This is a genomic window from Deinococcus sp. YIM 134068, assembly GCF_036543075.1.
GTDB classification, from domain to species: domain Bacteria; phylum Deinococcota; class Deinococci; order Deinococcales; family Deinococcaceae; genus Deinococcus; species Deinococcus lichenicola.
The window spans coordinates 415,364-436,673 of record NZ_JAZHPF010000002.1; the positions used below are offsets into that span (position 1 = coordinate 415,364).

At 72.5% G+C, this 21,310-nt stretch carries 19 protein-coding genes; 6 read left to right on the forward strand and 13 right to left on the reverse strand.

The genetic code is table 11. The annotated features are described in order from the left end of the window. Positions 1-15: 15 nt before the first annotated feature. The gene (locus V3W47_RS04270; RefSeq protein ID WP_331823937.1) at positions 16-1,533 is read right to left on the reverse strand and encodes a hypothetical protein; all 1,518 of its coding nucleotides are present in this window, start codon (positions 1,531-1,533) and stop codon (positions 16-18) included. A gap of 147 nt (positions 1,534-1,680) precedes the next feature. Further along, complete coding sequence (locus tag V3W47_RS04275; RefSeq protein WP_331823938.1) at positions 1,681-2,169, reverse strand: hypothetical protein; 489 nt, start codon at positions 2,167-2,169, stop codon at positions 1,681-1,683. Positions 2,170-2,622: 453 nt separating this feature from the next. On the opposite strand from V3W47_RS04275, the gene V3W47_RS04280 reads away from it, so the two are divergent. After that, positions 2,623-3,480, forward strand: a complete 858-nt coding sequence (locus V3W47_RS04280) for a CBS domain-containing protein (protein ID WP_331823939.1) — start codon at positions 2,623-2,625, stop codon at positions 3,478-3,480. Between the two features lie 112 nt (positions 3,481-3,592). On the opposite strand, the gene V3W47_RS04285 is transcribed toward V3W47_RS04280, so the two are convergent. The 11 genes from V3W47_RS04285 to V3W47_RS04335 all read right to left on the reverse strand — a co-directional run bounded on the left by V3W47_RS04285 (position 3,593) and on the right by V3W47_RS04335 (position 15,315). Further along, positions 3,593-4,492: an MJ1477/TM1410 family putative glycoside hydrolase gene (locus tag V3W47_RS04285; protein ID WP_331823940.1), complete on the reverse strand. Its 900-nt coding sequence runs from the start codon at positions 4,490-4,492 to the stop codon at positions 3,593-3,595. Next, positions 4,425-5,201: a putative glycoside hydrolase gene (locus tag V3W47_RS04290; RefSeq protein WP_331823941.1), complete on the reverse strand. Its 777-nt coding sequence runs from the start codon at positions 5,199-5,201 to the stop codon at positions 4,425-4,427. The genes V3W47_RS04285 and V3W47_RS04290 overlap by 68 nt, the downstream gene beginning before the upstream one ends. Positions 5,202-5,268: 67 nt before the next feature. Next, positions 5,269-7,467, reverse strand: a complete 2,199-nt coding sequence (locus V3W47_RS04295) for an Agd3-related carbohydrate-binding protein (RefSeq protein WP_331823942.1) — start codon at positions 7,465-7,467, stop codon at positions 5,269-5,271. After that, a complete protein-coding gene (locus V3W47_RS04300; protein WP_331823943.1) occupies positions 7,464-8,381 on the reverse strand; it encodes an NAD-dependent epimerase/dehydratase family protein in 918 nt (305 codons plus the stop codon). Before V3W47_RS04300 ends, V3W47_RS04295 begins: the two co-directional genes overlap by 4 nt. Before the next feature lie 8 nt (positions 8,382-8,389). Further along, complete coding sequence (locus V3W47_RS04305; RefSeq protein WP_331823944.1) at positions 8,390-9,136, reverse strand: nucleotidyltransferase family protein; 747 nt, start codon at positions 9,134-9,136, stop codon at positions 8,390-8,392. A 128-nt stretch (positions 9,137-9,264) separates the two neighbouring features. Next, positions 9,265-10,302 carry a GDP-mannose 4,6-dehydratase gene (locus V3W47_RS04310; protein WP_331823945.1) on the reverse strand — a complete coding sequence of 346 codons (1,038 nt, stop codon included), beginning with the start codon at positions 10,300-10,302 and terminating at the stop codon, positions 9,265-9,267. Further along, positions 10,299-11,597, reverse strand: a complete 1,299-nt coding sequence (locus tag V3W47_RS04315; protein ID WP_331823946.1) for a hypothetical protein — start codon at positions 11,595-11,597, stop codon at positions 10,299-10,301. The genes V3W47_RS04310 and V3W47_RS04315 overlap by 4 nt, the downstream gene beginning before the upstream one ends. Further along, complete coding sequence (gene pelF / locus V3W47_RS04320) at positions 11,594-13,069, reverse strand: GT4 family glycosyltransferase PelF (RefSeq protein ID WP_331823947.1); 1,476 nt, start codon at positions 13,067-13,069, stop codon at positions 11,594-11,596. Before pelF ends, V3W47_RS04315 begins: the two co-directional genes overlap by 4 nt. A 339-nt stretch (positions 13,070-13,408) precedes the next feature. After that, a complete protein-coding gene (locus V3W47_RS04325; RefSeq protein WP_331823948.1) occupies positions 13,409-14,068 on the reverse strand; it encodes a phosphatase PAP2 family protein in 660 nt (219 codons plus the stop codon). Between the two features lie 154 nt (positions 14,069-14,222). Next, positions 14,223-14,669, reverse strand: a complete 447-nt coding sequence (locus V3W47_RS04330; protein WP_331823949.1) for a DUF421 domain-containing protein — start codon at positions 14,667-14,669, stop codon at positions 14,223-14,225. A gap of 130 nt (positions 14,670-14,799) precedes the next feature. Continuing rightward, entirely contained in the window at positions 14,800-15,315 is a 516-nt protein-coding gene (locus tag V3W47_RS04335; protein ID WP_331823950.1) for a hypothetical protein, read from the reverse strand. Positions 15,316-15,648: 333 nt separating this feature from the next. Between V3W47_RS04335 and V3W47_RS04340 the strand changes: the two genes are divergently transcribed. The 5 genes from V3W47_RS04340 (at position 15,649) to V3W47_RS04360 (ending at position 20,805) form a co-directional block, all read left to right on the forward strand. Beyond that, positions 15,649-16,623 carry a lysophospholipid acyltransferase family protein gene (locus tag V3W47_RS04340; RefSeq protein WP_331823951.1) on the forward strand — a complete coding sequence of 325 codons (975 nt, stop codon included), beginning with the start codon at positions 15,649-15,651 and terminating at the stop codon, positions 16,621-16,623. Further along, entirely contained in the window at positions 16,535-17,734 is a 1,200-nt protein-coding gene (locus V3W47_RS04345) for an ABC transporter substrate-binding protein (protein WP_331823952.1), read from the forward strand. Before V3W47_RS04340 ends, V3W47_RS04345 begins: the two co-directional genes overlap by 89 nt. 448 nt (positions 17,735-18,182) lie before the next feature. After that, positions 18,183-18,998 (forward strand): ABC transporter permease subunit, encoded by an 816-nt coding sequence (locus V3W47_RS04350; RefSeq protein WP_331823953.1) that lies wholly within the window; start codon positions 18,183-18,185, stop codon positions 18,996-18,998. Between the two features lie 17 nt (positions 18,999-19,015). Next, on the forward strand, positions 19,016-19,771 hold the full coding sequence (locus V3W47_RS04355; protein ID WP_331823954.1) for an ABC transporter permease: 756 nt from the start codon (positions 19,016-19,018) through the stop codon (positions 19,769-19,771). Beyond that, a complete protein-coding gene (locus V3W47_RS04360) occupies positions 19,768-20,805 on the forward strand; it encodes an ABC transporter ATP-binding protein (protein WP_331823955.1) in 1,038 nt (345 codons plus the stop codon). Before V3W47_RS04355 ends, V3W47_RS04360 begins: the two co-directional genes overlap by 4 nt. The last annotated feature ends 505 nt before the right edge of the window (positions 20,806-21,310 follow it).

Below are 21,310 nucleotides of genomic sequence, written 5' to 3' on the forward strand. Positions count from 1 at the left end.
CCCGGGCGAGGTGGTTTACAGGCCGTTGTTGTCGAGAGTGATGGTGGTGGGCGTCGTGCCGCCGTTGTAGACGTACCCGGCGATCCTGACGCGCAGGGTGCTGGCCGCCGGGAAGGTGTCGCTCGTATCGATGGTGGTCGCGGTGCCGCCGTTCTCGACCCCCACGTACAGGGTGGAGGTGCCGCCCGTCAGGGTGAGGCCAGCGGGGGTGGTGGCCCAGGTCGTGCCGTCGGTGCTGAACTTGAGGGTGCCGCCCGTGACGGAGGTGGTGGCCCCAACGTGCGTGACCACGAAGTTGGCGGGCAGAACGTCGCGCAGCCGGACGTTCGACAGGGTGCCCGTGCCGGTGTTGGTGGCCTCCAGGTAGTACACGACGTACTCGCCGGGCTTGGCGCTGATGGCGGCGTTGCTCGCGCCGGTGCGCGTGGGGCAGGCGCTGACGGCGCTCCCGCACAGGGCCTGGGTCTTGGTGACGCTGCCCGTGCCGCGCGTAACGACGGCGGTGTTGACGATCTGGCCCTGTGCGGTGTCGCTGCTGGGGGCGTTGTTCTGCACGGTCGGGCCTGCGGCGGTGGGGCTGTAGGTGAGGATGGTCAGTGCCTGCTGGTCGCGGTCGTTCGAGGCGCTGGGGGCCACGACGCTCACGGTGATCGTGAGGGTCCCGCCCGCCACGAGGCCGCTGCCCACCGCCGTGTTGATGAGGGCCTCAAGGTCGCTGCCCGTCGTGCCGTTCACCGTGTAGGTCGTGGTGAAGTTGTTGGTGATGCTTGCGCCCGCCCCGTTCGTGGCGGCGGCGGTGACGGTCGCCGTGATGTCGGCGGCGGTGAGGGTCGTGTTGCCCGTGTTCGTCAGCGTGTCGGTGAAGGTGATCGTCCCGTTCGGCGTGACGGTCTTCGTCTGCGTCGAGGTCAGCGTCAGGTCGATGACGCGGCCCACCGTGAACTGGCCGACGTTGTTCGTGTCGGTCTTGGTGGTGTCACCCACCGAGGTGCCCGTGATGTTGAGCTGGTGTGCCGAGCCGGAGGCGCTGCCGCCCGTCGTGCCGGCGGGGAGGCTGTAGCGCACGAACAGCCTCCTGGTCGCGTCGGCGGCGAGGCTGGCGACCGAGGTCACGAGGGTGTCGCCCGCGTCGTAGAAGCCGACCGTGCCCGTCGTGGTGTTGTCGAGGTAGACGCCGAGGATATTCGCGCCCTGCGCGGTGGCGTTCGCGGTGGCGGCGGCCACGTTGAACGTGTCGGTGCCGTTGCCGGTGTTCGTCAGGTCGTAGGTCAGGATGCCCGTCTGACCGGGGAACAGCGTCGGGGTCTGGCCGGGGGCGGCGGTCGTGCCGTCAGGCCCGATGGTGATGCCGTACACCTGCGTGACGTTGACGACCACGGAGTTGGAGGTGAGGGTGCTCGTCGTCACCCCGTCGTTGAGGTCGAGGTAGCCAGTGTTGGTGATGGCGGTGCCGGAGGCGGTGCCCACGGCGAGGCCGCTCTGCAGCGCGGCGCTCAGGGCCAGGGCGAGGGTGGCGGCGAAGAACTTCTTCATGGGGGGGACCTCGGTGCCGTCCACGGGGGCGGCGGGTGTGGGAGAGGGCGGCTTCGGGACGACAGGGGACAGGACCTTCTGGTGCGGGACCGGAAGAACGCGGCTGGGTGCGGGGTTGTACTCGTGGGTCGGGTTAGGTCAGGCGGCTCAGTTGACCCGGATGCGGTGGCCGACCATGACAGTGCCGGACAGGCCGGTGAGGTCGTAGCGCACGGCGCGGTACTCGTTCTGGGGGGCTGGCACTTCCTTCTGGACGGCCTTGCCCCCTTCCTGCACGGTGACGGTCTTCATGGGCGTGGCCGAGAAGGGACCGCTCACGCTCAGGGCGTAGGTGACGCGCACGCCCCTGCTCGCCCGCGCGCTGCCGGGCACGTACGTCGTGTTGGCGGGCACGGGCACCGTGAAGCGTGCGCCCTTCTCCTTGCCGCTCAGCGTCAGGACGCTGCCGGCCTGCAACAGGTCGCCGGGGCGCGTGCTGCTCGCCGCCTCCAGGCGCTCCGTCGTCTTTCCGTCCAGCATGGCCGTCACGACCCGCTGGATCGTCAGGCTCGGCTTGGGCGGGATGGTGGTCGCCGCGACGGCCACGCTGGCACCGACGAGGGTGGACGAGAGAAGAGCGGTGGAAAAGAGCTTCATGGGATTCCTCCAGAGAAAGGGGGCGAGCCGGGGCACGGTCCGGGCAGGGAGGGCGTGGTCCGGGCGGACCGCATCCAGGCGCTCAGTGACAACCTCACGCTCGAATCTAAATTAAGAATTAAGCTCTGACAGCTCTGTCACAGGGCGGGGGGGCAGGTGCTGAGGGGAGAGGCTGCCCGCAACGGGTGAAAACAACGTTCATGACGGGATTTCATGGGACGAAAGTTACAGATGCGTCGGCGGCAATGGGTTTGATGCCGTGCTTTCGGCGTCGGGGACATGAAAGCGGAGTGAAGCCCTTACAGAACTCTGACAACGAATGGGGACGCGCCGGGGGGTCGGCGGGGGGGGGTCGGCCCTCTCCCGAAATTGCGGGCATGGCGACCGTGCCCTGCCACCCCGTAACGGCGTGGTAATGCGCCCGCCCGACGCTTCCCGGCGGGGAGGCGAAGGATGGACGTGACGGTCGGCGAGGTGAGGAGTCCCCAGGTGGTCAGCGTGGGTGCCCACGAGGGGCTGTCCGCCGCTGTGGTGAAGATGGATCGCCTGGGCCTGCGGCGGTTGCCGGTGCTGCACGGGGGGCGGGTGGTGGGCATCGTCACCGCCGGGGACGTGCGGCGCGGGTTGCCGAGGCTGGGCGAGCGGCCCTCCGCCTGGGACTTCACGGTTCTCGTGGGCCGGATGCGGGTGGAGGACGTGATGACCCAGCCCGCCCTCACCACGCGGACCGACGAGGAGCTGCGGGCGGCGGTCGCCCGGATGCTGGACGCCCGCATCGGGGCGCTGCCGGTCCTCGACCGCAACGGCACGCTGGTGGGGATGCTCACCCGCAAGGACGTGCTGCGCGCCGAGGTACGCCGACCGCGCCTGACCTGGGGAAGCGTGGGCCAGCACATGAACCGGGGCGTGCTCACCGTCACGGTGGACATCCCCGCCGCCGAGGCCCTCGCCCGGCTGCGGGAGGGGGGGCTGCACGTCCTGCCCGTGCTGGAGGGGCCGCACCTCGTCGGGGTGGTCCACGCCCGCGACCTGGAGGCCGAGGCCGAGCGCGGGGAGGCCGCCCACGGCGGACGTTCCCCCGACCCCCCGCCGCTTCTGCCGGGCCGGGCGGTGCGTGACCTGATGAGGCCCCCGGTCGGCTCGGTCTCCGAGGACGCCCCCATGCACCGCGCGATGGAGCGAATGCTGGAGGCCGACGTTTACGGCCTGCCGGTCGTCAGCGACGGGGGGCGGCTGCTCGGCGTCGTCACGGTGAGCGACGTGCTGACCACCGTTCTCGGGGGCTGGCGACCGGAGGCGGCGGAGGGGTGAGGGTTGACGAGTTTCCCTTGCGGGCGGTGTTCGAAGGGGGACGAACGAAGGGGAGACGGGAGAGGGGCGGTCGGCTCAAGTTCCGAGCCTCCGCCCCTTCTTCCCACTGCCCTTACCGCGACGGCGGCAAGCTGTCCAACGCCCTTGTCGTGACGTAAGGCACCAGCCCGGCAGCCCGCGCCCGCTCGTAGGTCGCGCGGACGAGGGCCGGGTCGGTCGCGTAGTCGAGGGTCAGGACGGGTTTGCCCGCCGCCCGCCAGTGCCGGTAGAGCGCAAGTTGCCCCGCCCGACGCGCGGCGTCCGTGGGCCTGTCGGTCGCGAAGACGAAGGTTTCCTCCTGCCCGGTGGCGTCCACACACGCGGCGTAGCGGGGATCGAGGATGAGGTCGGCGGCGTTCTGCGGGATGAGCAGGAACTCCGGGTCGCGGGCGCGGGCGTGTGCGGCGGCCCGGCACACCCACGCGACCATCTCGGCGGCGGCAGCGGGACGGCCCGGATGCTGCTCATAGGCGTCGATGAGGTCGAGGTACGCCCCGTGGAAGCCCTGATCGATCACCCGGTCGAGTTCGCGCAGGGCCAGCGCCTGCCACGCGGGGTCCCAGTACGCCACGTCGTAATTGCCGGGCCAGTCGGGGTCGGTGCGCAGGAGCCATGCGGGCTGACCGACGCGCCAGCCGGATTGCCAGTAGGCGCGGAAATCCTCGGCGGCACCCAAACTCAGGTAGGCGATGAGCAGCCGACCCCGCGCGGCCCCCCGCACCTCCGCCGGAGTCCAGAAGCCCGCGTCCCCCCAGCGGCTCGGGTCAATGACGACGAGATCGAACGTGGAGTCCCGCACCGGGTCTAGCCCCGCCGCCCCGTACCCGGTGAGCTGGACGCCCCAGGTGCGGACCGAGGCGAGTTGTGCCCGCCGGGATGGGTTCACCGTCTCCCCGAACGCTCGCTCAGCGCCCCACACGCCGAGCAGGAGGGCAGTGAGAAAGGGGAGGACTCGGAACATCGAGCGGGACATGGGGCAAACCTCCAGGCAGGGAGAGGGCGCGGTCGGTCACGAAGGTGGGCACGTTCGCCGCCGCCGCGTGCGTGCGGGCGAGGTCCGCGAGCGCGGGCGTGTCGGCATAGTCGAGGGCCAGCACCTCCCGTCCGGCGGCGCGGCAGACGGCGAGCCAGTGGGCGGTGTAGGCGAGACCGCCCGCGTCGTGTGGAGCATAACGCGGCGCGTGCGTCGTGCCGAACGCCTCGATCAGCACCCCGTCCACGAGCGGCGCGAGGTCCGGCCAGAGCGTGAAGCCCCGGTTGGCGAGGAGCCACGCCCCAGGCCACGTCTCCCGCACGTCGCGTATTCGGCTCAGCGTAGCCTCCGCCTCCGCGCTGCACAGCGTATCGAGCAGCAGCCCGTCGGTGTGCGTGAGGGCGTCCCCCGCACGGGCGAGCAGCACCTCCCGCCATCCGGGGTGCGCGGCGTCCACGGCCACGCTGCCCCAGTAGGGGTTGACCCCCCGGTGGTACGGCGCACTTCCCGGCACGCACGCCTGGTCGCCGAGCGGGTGGTCCTCGCCCATGCTGAGGTAGCCGAGCACGTGCGTGCCCCCCTCCCGCAGGGCGCGCAGGTCGGCGGGCCGGTACAGCCCCGACTGCACGACCACCGTGCCGAAGCCCCCCAGCACCCGCACCGCCTCCGGGGTGCCCGGCCCGTAGTAGACGGCGTGGGAGGCCCTCACGCCGCCCCCGACCGCAAGCTCAAGCTCCCCGGCTGATGGCTGACCGCTGACGGCTGAAAGCTCCCACTCAACGCGGGGTGACGCTCACGCTCGTCCCGCCCGTGCCGACGTTGAACAGCGCGATGGAGCGCCCGGCATACGTCTCGGCCTGCGCGCCCGACGGTCCCGCCGTGCCCGTCATGAAGACGCGGGCGGTGCCGGACGCGCTGCGAAGCTGCACCGTGTTCGCCTTGCGGTCCCACACCGCGCTCAGGCCGTCCTTGCCCCCCTCGTAGCGGGTGCGGGCGTCCACGTAGACGCCGAGGTCGTTCCAGCGCAGGGTCCTCAGCGGCAGGGTGCTGGCGGCGGCGTACTTGTCGAGTACGGCCCGCACCCAGTCGGTCGCCAGGCTGCGGCCCGACGCGTACTCGCGCAGGTTGGTCTGGTGCATGTAGTGGGGCCACGCCACGCCGGAGAGGATGTGCTGGAAGCCCAGCTCGCTCTCCCGGTCCACGAACTCGGGGTAGGTCAGGGCCTTCGGCCAGAAGGGGGCCGTGCCGCCGGGGCCGTACACGGCGTTGTAGCTCGTGACCGCCTCCTCCGGGGTGGTGGCGTAGTAGTGGACGTTGTTCGGCCAGCGCGGCACGAGCAGGACGTTCTTGTTCATGGGGTGGAACAGGCCGCAGCTCAGGCAGTTGGGGTCCCACTGGCTGGGCACGCTGCGGTTGGAGGCGAGGTAGCGCACCCCGCTCGCCTGCGCCGCCGACAGCAGGTTCGGGTTGCTGGCGCTCAGCCCGAAGTCCTGCTTGGGCTGGCCTGCGGCGGCGGACTTGTACCCCAGCCCGCTGTGTTCGCCCGTCACGAGGCTCTTCTCGCTGAGCTTCAGGCCCATGAACAGGCCGATCAATGTGTTCTGGAAAATCTGCTCGAAGCTGGCCGCATAGTTCAGCGCGTCCATCGAGGCGTGGTCGCGGGTGTGGTTCACCCAGTCGAACTCGCCCCGGAGGCACTTGCTCACCGCGCTCAGGGGGTCCTTGACGCTGCTGCCCGGCGTGCAGGTGCGCGGCGCGAGAATGTCGGCCCCCAGCCCGTTGTACATGATGGCGTAGCGGAAGTTCGAGGCGACCGGGTACGTGCTCCGCACGGCGTCCTGCTGGGTGCGGGTCGCCAGCGCGTCCCCGGCGCTCAGGCGGAAGCTCTCGGCCCTCAGCAGGCGGGTGGCCGGATCGTAGTGGTCCCCGTGGGCGAACCAGTCGTCGATGTCCACCCCCAGGAAGCGGCGGTACTCGCCGAGGAAGACCCCGCGCGTGAGCCAGCCGATCAATCCGGGGCCGAGAAGCTGGGTGTGATTGAGGTACTCGTTCTGCGCCATCGTGAGGAGCAGCCGCTCGCGCCCGTCGGCGGCGGTGCTCGTGACGGCGAGGACGTTCCCGGCCCCGTCTTGCAGGAGGGGCTGGGTGCTGACGCCCACCACGCTCTCCAGCCGGGCCGGATAGGCGTAGGCGTAACGGACGGGGACGGCCTTCGCGGTCAGGTCGGTGAAGACAGCCTTCCCGTCCGTGGTCACGCTGGCGTCGGTGGTCGCCGTCTCGGTGCCGGGGACCGCGCGCACGCCGTAGTCCTCGGGGGCCACGCCGGGGTAGCCGAAGAGGGCGAGCTGCCGCACCCCGAAGGCCGCCTCGTACTCGAAGAGGGTGGCCCACTCCGCGTCGTCGAGCGCGCTCGTGTACACGCCGGGGGAGGATTCGGTCGTCAGGGCGTTGCTCGCCAGCACGACGCCCGCGTAGCGCCCCACGCCGTCCGTGCCGATCAGTTGCCCGGTCGTCAGCGCCTGGCTCGTCGCGTCCAGCGTGTCGAAGGGAATGCCGTGCTGACGCAGCAGCGCCCGCGCCGGGGCGAGGCCGAAGTCGTTCGCGCCCGCGTGGAGGACCAGAATCCGCAGCGCCACCTTGTTCTTCTGGGCGTTCGCGGGGAGGGCCTGTGCCCGGAGCGTCCCGGACCGGGGCACCACGGCGGGACCGAGCCGCGCCCCGCTCACGTCGCCCCGAAGTGCGGCCCCGACGCCCTGCGGCCCGACCTCGGAGGACGGACCGCCCACGGTGGCCCCGGTCGGCGTCACCCCGCCGGGCGCGTACACGACCTCGCCGTAGCGGGTGATCTCGCTGAGTTTGACGCCGTTCTCCCCGACGACCTCCTCCGCGACGGGGGTCGTCACGGACGGGCCACCCCCGCAGGCGGTGAGGGCGAGGAGCAGGGTCAGGGGGAGCAGGGGTTGGGCAAGCTTCATAGGACTCCTTGAAGTTTGGGTAGAGAGGGGAGGGACGCCAGCAGTTCGGCCAGCGCGTCCTCCAGGGAATGAGCGGGGGTGAAGCCGCTTCTCAGCAGGCGGCCCAGGTCGGCCCGCTGGTAGGGCACGTCGCCGCTGCGGGGGCTGCCGGGGGCGTCCTCGTGCCAGGTGCCCGCATAGCCGCACAGCCCCGCGAGAACGGTCACGAGGTCGCGCACGGGCCGGGCCTCGCCGCTGCCGACGTTCACGACGCCGCGCAGGTCAGCGCCGGGCTGGCCGGGCAGGACGTGGAGGACGGCGCGGGCCACGTCGCGCACGGCCATGAAGTCGCGCCGGGCACCGAGCGGGCCGAAGCGCACGGGGCCGCCACGTTGGGCCGCCGCCCGCAGCTCACGGGCCGCGCGGCCCGGCAGGCTCCCGGCATTCATGCTCGCCCCGACCGGATTGGTCAGGCGCAGGGCCACCGCGTCCACCCGGCCCGCGCGGGCGGCCTCGTCCAGCAGCAGGGTCCCGGCAAGTTTCGTCGCGCCGTAGGGGGAGACGGGCCGGGCGGGGTCGTCCTCGCGCGAGGCGTGGCCCTCGGGAACAGGGCCGTACTCGGCGGCGGAGGCGAGGTGAACGACCCGCGCCCCCGTCCGCGCCGCCCCGTCCAGCACCCGCGCGGGCAGCAGCACGTTCGCCCGCGTCAGGGCCGGGAGGTCGCCCGCCGTGCGCCCCGCCGCGTTCACGACCGCGCCCACGCCGTCCAGCAACGCTGCCCACCTCACGTCCGGCAGCGCGGTCAGGTCGGTGTGGGCGGGGGGCAGGCGCACGCACCGACCGGCCTCCACGAGCGCGGTGCAGATGTGGCCGCCGAGAAAGCCGCCCGCGCCGAGGAGCAGGACGGTGGGGGAGGACGGGGAGGCGGGCGTCACAACAAACCTCAGTCGGCGGCGCTGGCGTGCGCGAGGTGGGGAAGGAGGATGGGAGCCATCTGCGGCCACTGCGCGTTCGCGGTGTCGTAGTCCTCGGGACGCCCGATGTCGAGCCAGTAGCCGCCGAACAGGTCGCTGCCCGGCAGTTCCCCGGCGGCGAGCAGGTCGAGCATCAGCGTGTCGAAGCCCAGCACCTGCCCCGGCGTGTAGCGGCGCAGGGTCTCCCGCGTCACCGCGTAAACGCCCATGCTGACCTGAAACTCCACGGTCGGCTTCTCCCGGAAGGCCACGATGCTGCTTTCCTCACCCTGCCCGGCCACGTCCAGCACCCCGAACTCACTGCGAATCTCGCGGCGGTAGGTGGCGACCGTCACGGGCCGCGCGGTGCGCTTGTGGCGGCCCAGGAACGCGCCGTAGTCCAGATCGGTCAGCACGTCCCCGTTCATGATCAGGAAGTGCCCCGGCAGCGTGTCCAGCACGTTGAGGACCGGGCCGATGGTGCCCAGCGGCGTCTCCTCGTCGGTATAGCTCACGGTGAGGCCGTAGCGGCTCCCGTCGCCCACGAAGGCGCGGATGAGGTGCCCCATGTGCCCGACCGCGAGCGTGATGCCCGTGAAGCCCGACTGCCGCAGTTGCAGCAGCACGATCTCCAGGATGGAATAGGTGTCGCCGATGGGCACGAGCGGCTTGGGAACGCAGGTGGTGTACGGGCGCAGGCGGGTGCCCTTGCCTCCGGCGAGGATGATGGCGTGCATGGTGGCGCTCCTTTCGTGGTTCTGGTGGGACGGAGGGGAGGGGTGGGGGGTCGAGGAGTCGAGGGGTCGAGGGGTCGAGGGGTCGAGAGCAAAAACGGTGGGCAGTTTCCTGCTGGGCTGGCCGCTCCTCACACCGTGTACTGGTCCACCCGGTAGCGGGCCAGATGTGCCGGGTCCGTGAACCACTCGGCGGTCTGCCGCAGGCCCTCCTCCAGCGAGACCTCGGGTGCCCACCCAGTCAGCCCCCGTAGGGCCGAGGCGTCGGCGAGCAGGCGCATGACTTCGCTGCCCTCCGGGCGCAACCTCTCGTCCTCCTGCACGACCTCCACCTCGCGGCCCATGACCCGCGCGATGAGGCGCACGGTGTCGCCCACGCTGATCTCGCGGCCCGACCCGGCGTTGAGGACCCGGCCCAGCACCTCGTCCCCGGCCTCGCCCACGGCGCGGAAGGCGCGGGCGGTGTCGGCCACGAAGTTGAAGTCGCGGGTGGGCCGCAGGTCGCCCAGCCGAATCTGGGTGCGGCCCGCCGCGATCTGGCTGATCACGGTGGGGATGACCGCGCGGGCCGACTGCCGGGGGCCGTAGGTGTTGAAGGGCCGTAGCGTCACGACCGGAAGCCCGAAGCTGAGGTGGTAGCTCTCGGCGAGCTTGTCCGCCCCGATCTTCGTGGCCGAGTACGGCGACTGGCCCTGAAGCGGGTGCGACTCGTGGATGGGCACCGTGCGCGCCGTGCCGTACACCTCGCTCGTGCTCGTGTGGACGACCCTGGGCGTGCCGAGTTCGCGGGCGGCCTCCAGCACGTTCAGCGTCCCGGTGACGTTCGTCTCCACGTAGGAGCGCGGGGCCACGTAGGAGTAGGGGATGGCGATCAACGCGGCGAGGTGGTACACCGCCCCCGCCCCCAGCATCAGCGCCCGGACGCTGCCCGCGTCGCGCACGTCGCCGAGCTGGACCTCCACGTGCTCCATCACCTCGGGGCCGAGCGTGTCGAGCCAGCCGTAGGACCCCTGCGAGTTGTAGACCGCCATCGCGCGGACGCGGGAGCCTGACCGGACGAGTTCCTCGGTGAGGTGCGAGCCGATGAAGCCGTCCGCACCCGTCACGGCGACGAGGGGACGCCCGGACGGGGCGCGGCGGGAGGGGATGGGGACGGCGGGGTGGGTCATCGGTAGCTCCGGGGGTCTTGCAGGGCACCGAGGGTCGGCACCAGCAGCGAGAGGGCGAGGAGGGGCAGCAGGAGGGTGGGGGACAGGGGGGAGAACGCGAGGGTCAGGGCGGCCCCGAGCCACAGCGCGGCGAGGAGAGGTGCGCGCCCGTGGTTGGCGAGCCACGCGCTCAGGAGCAAAGCTGCCCCGGCTGCCGGAACGACGGTCGCCGCCTCGGGCGGAAGGGAGGGGATACCCAGCGCGGGCGCGGCGAGCACCCGCACGCCCACCGCGAGGGCGAGCGCGTAGGCGGCGGTCACGAGGGCCACCGTCAGCCGCCCCCGCCGCCGCAGCGCCGCGAGGTCGCCCACCCCGCGCGCCGCGTGTTGCAGGCGTTCTTGCAGGTGCCACACGCCCCCCTCCAGCAGCCCGGCGCTCAGGACGAGGGGCAGCAGCGCGGGGGTGCCCAGCCGGGTGCCCAGCGCCACGCACGCGGCGGAGAGCGCCCAGCCGTAGGCCGCCAGCCGCAGCCCCGGCGCGAAGGTGAGCCACGTCACCGCGAGGAGGCCCGCTGCCCGAGTGAGGCTCCACGCCGCGTAGCCCGGCAGCGCGGCGAGCAGCGCGAGGGCCGCCAGCGCCGCCGGAGCGGAGGGCAGCGCGACGACCACCCCGGCGGCGAGGAGCGCGGGCGCGAAGGCCGCCGCGAACAGCCCGGTCCGCCCGTAGGCGAGCAGCACGCCCGCCGCCCCGCCCGCCAGCGCCACCGCCCCGCCGACGAGGGCACCGAGGGGGGCCGAGGGGAGGGCGTCGGAAACGCCCGCCGCCAGCGCACCACCCGCCGCGCCCACGAGCGTTCCGCCGAGCAGTGCCGCCCGCAGCGCCCGCCCCGGCACCCCCAGCGGCTCGGCGTAGCGCAGCGCCGCGACGAGCATGACGTGGCCCCACCCGAAGGCCGCCGCGAATCCGAAGGCCGCCGTCGCCCCCGGCCCCAGGGTGCCCGTGATGAGCAGCCCCGTCACCCCCGGCAGCAGGTAGAGGGGACCGCGCAGCAGGGTGCGCCACGGGAAGGCGGGGGCGGCTGCCCGCGTCCGGCGGTCGAGGTCCCGACCCGAGCCACGTTGCGCGTACAGCAGCTCGGCGGCCCGGAAGAGGCCCCCCGCCCCGTAGCGGTCGCGCAGGTGCTCGTCGCTCAGGCCGTCGGCCTCCAGGTAGGCGGCGATTTCCAGCATGTCCACGGCGCGGGCGCGTTCGGGGGCCAGCCGCAGGTCTACCTCGCGCAGACGGCCCGGCAGCGGCTCCCGCACCGGGCGCGTCATCCCGGCCCCCCGGCGAGCGCGACGGGGTAGGCGCGGCGGTACGCCTCCAGGCAGCCGTCGAGCGTGAACAGCTCCATCACCCGCGCTCGGGCGGCCTGCCCCAGCCGGGCGCGGAGGGGCGCGTCGGCCAGCAGCCGGTTCAGGGCGCTCGCCACCCCCATCGCGTCGCGCGGGCGCACGATCAATCCCGCCTCGCCCACCGCCTCGGGCACGCCGCCGACCCGCGTGGCGACCGGGGGGCGGCCCATCGCCATCGCCTCGATCACCGTGTAGGGAAAGCCCTCCGAGACGCTGGTGAGCGCCACGACCTGCCCCGCCCGGTACGCCTCGGTGATGTCGGGCACCCGGCCCTCGAAGGTGACGTGCCCGCCGAGGTCCAGCTCCGCCGTGACCTGGCGGCAGTGGCGCTCGTAGCCCTCGTTTCCGGCGGGCGTGCCCCCGAACAGCCGCAGCCGCGCCCCCGGCGTGCGCCGCCGCACGAGCGCGAAGGCCCGGATCAGGGTCTCCAGGTCCTTGAGGGGGTCCACCCGCCCCACCCAGCTCACGACGGGGGCCTCCGGCTCGCTCTCCGCTGGCGGAAACACGTCGGGGTCGATGCCGTTGTACACGCACTGGATGCGGTCGGGGTCGGCCCCCAGCCGCTCCTCCCAGCGGCGGTTGTAATGCGAGCCGGGGAGGATCAGCGCGGCCTCCTGATAGGCGAGGCTGCACAGCAGGCGGTAGAAGCGCAGCAGCAGCGCCTTGAACCCCGTGCTGTGGCCCGCGTGCCGGAATTCCAGATACCGCTCGCGCAGGTAGACGCCATGCTCGGTGAGGACGAAGGGCGTGCCCCGCTGCCAGCGCCCGTGCAGGGCGAGCAGCGCCGCGAAGCCGTTGCTCACCGCGTGCCCCACGTCCGCCTCGGGGGGCGGCGTCGCCAGCGGGCGCAGGCTGTGTTCCAGCCACACCTGCACGTCCAGCGCGTCGGCCACGGTGGGAAGGGGCAGCCGGGGGCGTCCGGGCGTGCGGTCGCCCGATTGCCGCCGTGCGTGACCCCGCCACACCTCCAGCGTGAGCCGGGTGGCCCGCGCGCCGTCCAGCACACCCGTCAGGCTCCCGTGCTCCCCCAGGTCGCTGAGCCGCCGCAACGCCGCCCCGAAGCCGGGCAGGTCCAGCGTGCACAGGGCGTCCAGCAGCGTCGCGTAGGCACTCAGCGTCGCCGCCGTGCGCGCGGGGTCGGGGCGCGGGCCGGGCAGCGGGGCGTCCCACAGCGGCACCTGCCGGACCGTCACGTTGGCGGGCAATTCCAGCGCCGGGCGCGCGAAGGTCGTGCCCGTGATCGCCCCCACCGTGAAGGCGTGGTCCCCCAGCCCGCGCACGAGCTGGTCCACCCACACGCTCACGCCGCCGTGTGCCTGCGGGTAGGTGCCCTCCGTATAGAGGGCCACCCGTGGGGGCCGGGAAAGGGGGGAGGGGAAGGGGGCAAGGGTCATAGAGGGGGGATTCGGGCACCTGCGGGAAATGGCAAAGAAAACGGCAGGGGAGCGGCCCACACTCCACCTGCCGGCAGCGTCTCCACCAGGCAGGAGCGCCATCGACTTGAGAAAAACCCTACCCCCCCGGATTCAAATTGTGAAGAATCCCACCCCGAAGTATGAGAAGCTACCCCCAACGCTCATCTTTGAAACGAGGCTCTTTAAAATTGCGTCCAGTGGGGTCAGGGCTTGTTTCCCCGCTCCCTGGGCCTGTCGAGCACGGGGAGAAGTCCGCGTTTACATGCCCCTGACAACGGCAGAGCTTGGGTCAAACCTTACGCGCTTCGGCGGAAGTTCTCAGCGTTCGAGAACGTGCTCCGGCCTGAACACGGCGATCATCGCCAGTCCCCATCCCAAAGAGAGGAGGAGCGCCGCCACCACGTCCGCCGCGTGGTGGACCCCGGCGTAGACGCGCGCCCAGCCCATCGCCACGACCCACAGGGTGCCGAGGACGAGGACGACCCACCGCGCCCGCGTCGGCCACAGCACGGCGGCCAGGGCGAGGACGAGGGCCGCCGAGAAGACCACGTGCCCGCTCGGAAAGCCCGCGCCCGTCTCGCTCAGGAGCGCCCCCTCCAGCACGGGCCGGGGACGGTCCACCACCGCGCGCAGGGCCGTGTGGAGGAGGGCCGCCCCACCGACCGTCGCCAGGACGAACCATCCCAGCGGGCGGCGAACCCGGAACAGCACCCCGGCGATCACGGCGGCCAGCGGCAGGACGAGCCAGCCGTCTCCCAGCCTGTCCAGCGCCCGCGCCACGCCGTCCCCGGTGGGCGTGCGGACGCCCCGCAAAGTCTCGCTCAGGCCGCGCTCGAAGCCCAGCCCCCCGCCGAAGGCGAAGTGCTGCGCGAGAAAGGCCACGACGGCGAGCGGCAGCCCCACGCCGAGGAGCAGGGCAGGGAGGAAGGAGCGGCGGTGGGAGCGCAGGGTGAGGAGCCGGGAGGGACGTGGAGTCACCTCCGCAGCGTAGAAAGGTTGGGCGGGGTGCGGGGAAGCCCTACCCCAACGCGGCCTTGAGGATTTCCGTCCCCCTCCCCGCCCGCGTGGGTGCGGTTGGGCGTCGCGCGCGTAATGACGCTGATGCTGCCGTCGCCCTCCATGTAGGCCGCCCTCACGTCGCCGAAGTCCTCCACGCCCTGCTCGGCTCACGGAGCTGGGTGAGCAGTTCCTCGCGCGTGACGAGTTCACGGCGCATGTTGCGGGGCAGCAGCCTGCCGTCGCGCACGAGCGGCAGCGGCGGCGGATGCACGAAGCGGTCGATGACGGGGAGCTGGGACGCCAGCCAGTTCAGGGCGAAGCTCCAGAACATGATCGTCGCCACGAGGAGGGCACCGTCGAGGATCGAGGACGCCTCCCCGCCACTGAGCGCAGGTCCGGCGGCGTCGGCGATGAGGACCACCACGAGCACGTCCGTCACGCTCAGGCCGCCCGCCTGCCGCTGCTGCGTCACGCGCAGGAGCACGAAGATCAGCAGAGACATCACCGTGCCGCGCACCAGAATCTCCAGCACCGGCACGCCGGGCAGGAACACCTCGCCCCACTTCACCGCGTCGAACATCCGGACCTCCCCCCGCCCCTCGGCGGACGCGGCCCATTCTCGGCACCGCCCCGCGCGTGCCCGTGACCGTCGCCTTCACGGGCCTTCACGCCCCTCCACGGCCCGGCTCAGGTGGGGGAGAGGGCGCGGGTCAGGAGACGGGCTTGATCTCCGACAGGGAGGTGGAGGTGGACTCGATGCGCTGCTGACGCAGTTTGCCGAGTTCCTGGGCGTCCACCGCGCCGTCGGCCATCACGATGGTCTGGCACAGCAGCAGCAGGGAGGCGCTCGTCCCGCCCGGCAGTCGGCGCAGGCTGCCCGCGCGCACGGCCACGCCCCGCCGCCCGTCGGTGAGGATCAGCACCGTGGGGCCGACGAGCAGCCCGGCGGCGGCGGGGGATGCCCACGTCCGCGCCCGGCAAGCGAGGAGTTCCGTCCGCCAGTCGTCGGTGGTGCCCCCGTCCGCCCCCGCGCCCTGCCGGGTGGCGTCCTCCAGCAGCGCCCCGATCAACTCCTGCACGAGAACGCCATGTTCGCCTCCCAGCCGGGTGAGCGGGAGGGTGGGGGCGTCCCGGTCGGCCTCCCCCCCCTCCTGCCAGGCGCGGACGGCCCCCAGCAGGTCGGGAAGGGACGGGGACCCGGAGGAAACGTTCGCTTCGCTGCTCATCTCACACCTCCGGCACGGGCGTTGGGGACCGACATCAGGAGCCGAGGGTAGCTCACCGGCTGCCCGGCGTGAAGGGTGAGTCGCTCAGGCGCGCGTCCCAAGCCGAACCCCCCGAGGCGTCTCACGGCGGACACACTCCTCGTGGCGGGGGACGAGACGACGCGGGAAGGCTCACATGGCGACGAGGGAGGACATACCGACCTCGGAGGGTCCCGAGCGTCCGAGGTTCGCTGGCGGCTGACCGCCCTGCTCCTCTCCCTCCACCCCCACGTGGGCCTTCTGTACCTTCTCGGACAGCCGGGGCCGGGCGGCGGCGGGCAGGATGGGAAGGCCGTGACCGCGCCCCTCCCCGCCTCCCTCCCGCCCCGGCTGCGCCTGCGCCCCGTCACGCCCGCCGGGTGGCTGCGGCTGACGCTGGCCGGGCGGCCCCTGCTGTCCCGGCTGGCGCGCACACTCGCGGCCCTTCCCGAGGGGCTGACGCCGGACGAGCGCACGGCGCGGCAGCGGGAGGCCAGCCTCGCCCTGCTGCGGCATCTGCGGGTGCGGCTGGAGGTCACGGGGCTGGAGCAGCTGCGCGGTGGGCCGTTCGTGGTGGTGGCCCTGCACGAGAGCCTCCTCGACGTGCCCGCCCTGCTGACCCTGCCGCTGCCACTGCGGTTCGCGGCCCGCGACGAGATTTTCGGGTGGCCGCTCGTCGGCCCGGCGATTACGCGGCTGGGACATCTGTGCGTCCGCCCGGAGCGGGGCGCGGCGGCATACCGGCAGTTGCTGCGCGCGGGGGGCGAGGTGCTGGCGGGCGGGGAGAGCCTCGCCCTCTTCCCGCAGGGGTCGGTGCTGGGGCTGGAGACGGCCTTCCAGCCGGGGGCCTTCGCGCTCGCCCGACACCTGGGCGCGCCCCTGCTGCCCGTCGTGCTGACGGGGGGGCACTGCGTCTGGGAGCACCCCTTCGGCCCGGCGCTGCGCTACGGCGTGAGGATGGGCCTGCGGGTGCTGCCGCCCGTCCCGGCCCCGGAGGTGGTCGCCACCCCCCCGGACCTCCTGCGCGCCCAGCTGCAACGCGAGATGAAGGACGCGGCCCTCGCGGGCGACCTGCCCCCGCCCCGGCGGTATGTGCCCGAGCGCGACGGCTTCTGGGACGGGTACCGCTTCGACATCGACCCCGCCTTTCCCGAACTGCACGCCCGCATAGAGGCGCGGCGACTTCCCCGAGGAGACCCCCATGAGATACGTGACCCTGCTCCTGCTGACCCTGCCCTGCCTCGCCCTGGCCGCCCCGAACCCCGCCGACTGGCCCGCCGTGACCCGTGAGGCACGCGGGCAGACGGTCAACTTCTACATGTGGGGCGGCAGCGACAACATCAACCGCTACGTGGACACGGTGGTCGCCCCCGCTGCGCGCCGCCTGGGTGTCACCGTGCGCCGGGTGCCCGTGGCCGACACCGCCCTCGCGGTGAACCGCGTCCTCGCCGAGAAGCGGGCCGGGAGGACCAGCGGCGGCAGCGTGGACCTGATCTGGATCAACGGGGAGAACTTCCGCACCGCCCGGCAGGCGAAGCTCCTGCTGGAGGGCTGGGCCGAGCGCCTCCCGAACGCGCGCTACGTGGACTGGCAGAACCCGTCCGTCCGCAACGACTTCGGCTATCCGGTGAACGGGGCCGAGTCGCCCTGGGGCAGCACCCAGTGGCAGTACGTGTACGACAGCGCGCGAGTGAGGGCGGAGGACCTGCCCCGCTCCTTCCCGGCGCTGGCGGCGTGGGCGGGGAGGAATCCGGGCCGCTTCACCTTCGTCGCCCCGCCCGACTTCTACGGCAACCGCTTCCTGCGGATGGCGCTCGTGGAGCTGAACGGCGGCCCGCAGGCATGGACAGGGGCCTTCGACGAGGCCCGCTGGCAGAAGGCGTCCCCGGTGCTGTGGTCGTACCTCTCCGGCCTGCGCCCGAACCTGTGGCGCGGCGGGCGGACCTTCCCCGCGAGCATCGCCGAGCAGTACCGCCTGCTCGCCAACGGGGAGGTGGACTTCGCCTTCGTGCAGAACAAGGCGGGCATCGCGGCGGAGGTGGAAAGCGGGCAGCTTCCGAAGACGGCGCGGGTGTACCTCTTCGACGCGGGCACGGTGAGCGACTACCACTACGTCGGCATCCCCGCCAACGCCCGGAGCGCGGCGGGCGCGATGGTGCTGGCGAACCTGCTCCTCGACCCGGAGCTGCAAGCGCGCAAGCTGGGCGGCTCGACCTGGGGTGACGGCCTCGCCATCAACCCGGCAAAGGTGAGCGCGGCCTACGCGGGGCGGGTGCAGGGTGCCCTGAAGGTCGGCCCGTACACGCTCGACCCGGCCCGCCTGAACCGCGCCGCCTACGGCGACCTCCCCGCCCAGTACGACGACCGCATCCAGCGCGGCTTTCAGAACCTCGTGAAGTGAGCGGAGTCCCGGCCCGGTGGTATGGGGGCGTGGGAAAAAGGAAACCACCGCGTCAGGACGCATTCTTCTGCTCCCTCTCCCCTTGCGGGAGAGGGCTGGGGAGAGGGGTGGCGAGCACCGCTCGCCCTTCTTTCAACCGAGAGGAGAGGCTTCAAAGCGGGGTTTCTGAGGGTGTACTGTGAAGGGGTTGGAGTCCAATTGAGAGCGTATGGTGGGCAGCTCCAGCGGTTGGTCGTCCTCTTCTCCGGGGACGCCATGCTCGCTCACCCCCTCCCGGCCTCCCCCCTCAAGGGGGAGGGGAAAAAGCTCAAATCTGACGTGTCGATGTTGTTATCTTTCGTTGCCCGAATGTCCGCAACAACTCCGACGCTTCCCCCAATTCTGTTCGTCCATCCCCTCCCGCCTCGTCGGATGGGTGCCGCTTAGAGTGCGCGGTCTCCTCCCCTTTTTGCCCGCGTTGGCGGTGACGGGGCTGCTGTTCGGTGGGGGGCTGCTGCTCGCCGCCGTGCAGAGCGTGGGGCTGCTGGGGGACGACGGCAGCTCCCGTCTCACGCTGGCGGCGTACCGGACGCTACTGACGGATACGGCCTTCTGGCGGTCGCTGGGGCTGAGCCTGTGGCTGGCGGGCGCGGCCACCCTGCTCGCCGCCGGGCTGGGGACCGGGCTGGCGCTGGCACTGCGGCACACGGCGGCGCGCAGTCCGTTGCGCTGGCTGCTGGGGGCCACGCTGCCGCTGCCGCATGTGGTCGCCGCGCTCGTGACGGTGCACCTGCTCTCGCAGGGGGGGCTGGCCTCGCGCCTCACGCACGCGGCGGGGCTGACGGCCTCCCCGGCGGACTTCCCGGCGCTGGTGTTCGATCCCCTCGCGCTGGGGGTGCTGCTCGAACTCGCGGCGAAGGAGACGCCCTTCGTGGCGGTGGTGGCCCTCGCCGCGCTCGCCCGGCTCGACCCCCGGCTGGAGGAGGCTGCCCGCAGCCTGGGGGCCGGTCGCCCGGCACGGCTGCGCGCGGTGGTGTGGCCCGCCGTGCGCCCCGCCGTCACCGCCGCCTCGCTGCTGGTGTTCGCCTTCGCGTTCGGCGTGTACGAGGTGCCGCTCCTCCTCGGCCCCACCGCCCCCGCGCCCCTGAGCGTCACCGCGTACCGCCTCTATACCGACCCTGACCTCGCCCGGCGTCCGCTGGGGCTGGCCGCGAGCCTGCTGCTGGCGCTCGTCAGCTCCGGCCTGCTGTTCGCGTACCTGCGGGCGGGGCGGGGGCGGCGGTGAGGAGGCTGGGGGGGAAGATGGTCCCCCTGGCCCTCCTGCTGGCGCTTCAGGCCGTCCTGCCGCTCGTCCTGCTGCTCGTGCTGTCGTGGACGCTGCGCTGGTACTACCCGGCGCTGCTGCCGGGGGAATGGAGCGCGCGGGGCTGGGCGTCCCTCCTCTCCCCGGAGTCGCGGTTGCCGGAGGCGCTGGGAAACAGCCTGTGGGTGGCGGCGGCGAGTGCGGCCCTGGGTACGGCGCTCGCGTGCCCCGCCGCCCGCGCGCTCGCCCGTCGCCCGGACTCCCCCCTGCGGGTGCCCCTCCTCGCGCCGCTGCTGCTGCCCGCCTTCGCCGCCGTGATGGGCGTCACGGTGGTGTTCGTCCGGCTGGGCCTGACGGACACGGGCGCGGGCGTGCTGCTCGCGCACCTGATTCCGGTGACGCCCTACGCCGTGGCCCTCCTGACCGCCACCTTCGAGCGCCACGACGGGCGGCTGGAGGAACAGGCCCGCTCGCTGGGGGCGCGGCGGGCGCAGGTGTGGTGCCGCGTCACGCTGCCCGCCGTGTGGCCGGGCCTGGGGGCCTGCCTCGCCGTGTGCTTCCTCGTGTCGTGGAACGAGTACCTGCTCACGCTGATGGTGGGGGGCGGCGCGGTCCTTACCCTGCCCGTCCTCCTCGTCGCCACCACGCAGGGGGGCGACACGGCCCTCACGGCGGCCACCGCCCTCGTGACGCTGCTGCCGCCCCTGCTCGCCTACGCCGCGCTGGGGACGCGCTTCCGGGTGGCGGGCGCGTGAGTGTGCCGGGGATGATGGGTCTGGAGGTGCTGGACCTCGGCAAGACGTATCCCGGCGGGCCGCCCGTGCTGGAAGGTGTGTCCCTGAGCGTGGCGGCGGGCGAGCGGCTCGCGCTGCTGGGGGTCTCCGGAAGCGGCAAGAGCACCCTGCTGCGCTGTGTGGCGGGCTTCGAGACGCCGGACGGCGGGGACATCCGCGTGGCCGGGCGGAGCGTGCTGGGGGTGCCCGCCGAGCGCCGGGGGGTGGGGCTGGTCTTTCAGGCACCGCTGCTGTTTCCGCACCTCACCGTCCGGGAGAACGTGGCGTTCGGGCCGCGCGTGGCGGGGCTGCCCGACGCGGAGGTGCGCCGCCGGGTGGACGAGATGCTGGTCCGCACCGACCTCATGGCGCAGGCCCGCGCCCGCCCCCATCAGCTCTCCGGCGGGCAGGCCCAGCGGGCGGCCCTGGCGCGCACCCTGGCCGCCCGGCCCCGCCTGCTGCTCCTCGACGAACCCCTCAGCGCCCTCGACGCCCCGTTGCGCCGCCGATTGCGCGAGTGGCTCGTCACGCTGCTGGACGGGCAGGACGTGCCCAGCATCCTCGTCACCCACGACGGGGAGGAGGCCTTCGCGTTCGGCCAGCGCCTCGGCGTGCTGCACGGCGGGCGGCTGGCGCAGGTGGGCACGCCCGCCGAGGTGTACGCCCGTCCCGCCTCGGCGGCGGTCGCGGCCCTGCTGGGTGCCGAGAACCTCCTGCCCGGCGTGCAGCGGGGGCGTGAGGTGCAGACCGTACTGGGGACGTTGCCCGCCGCGACCGAGCGCCACGGCCCCGTCACGGTCGTTCTGCGCGCCGAACAGCTCGTGCCTGGGGGCCAGTTCACCGGACAGGTGACGCGCGTCGTCTTCGCGGGGACCGGGCAGCGGGTGACGGTGCGAACCGGGGACGGCCTGCATTCGACGGCCCTGTGGCCCCTGGAGGAGGCGCTCACGCCGGGTCAGACGTTGGGATTGGGGGTGCGGCCCGGCGAGGTCTGGACGGTGCCGCCGGAGTCCTGACAACGCCTGATGTGCAGGAGAAAGCCGGCGTTGCAGACAAGCTTTTTGCTTCCTCTCCCCCTGCGAGAGATTTGCAGAGCTGAGAAGGAGGGGGCTGGGGAGGGGGAACGAACGACGCTCGTCCTCCTGCTGGACGACGAACACGCCTTCAATGTTCAATCCGTAATTCACCTCAGGCGTTGAGAGGGGAGTGGGGGTCGTTCGGTCTTCCCCCCCTGGATTGGACGTGGGCCGACCTCTCGCGGAATGTCCCCACAGCAGGGCGCGAACGTGTCGTCATGCTGAGCGTCAGCGAAACATCTCCCGTCGCGGGAACCTTTCGCTGTGCTCAGGGTGACAGGCCCTTCTGAGCCTCCTCCTAGCGGCGTCCCAGCAGGGCTGACCGCCTGACAGAAAGTATGAGAAAGCGTCCCCGGTAGGGGACACTTTCTGTTTGTGACAACTGAAAATGCCGCCGGGGACGCTCCTCGACTCTACCAGGCTGTCCTGGCTCAGCTCCAGACTG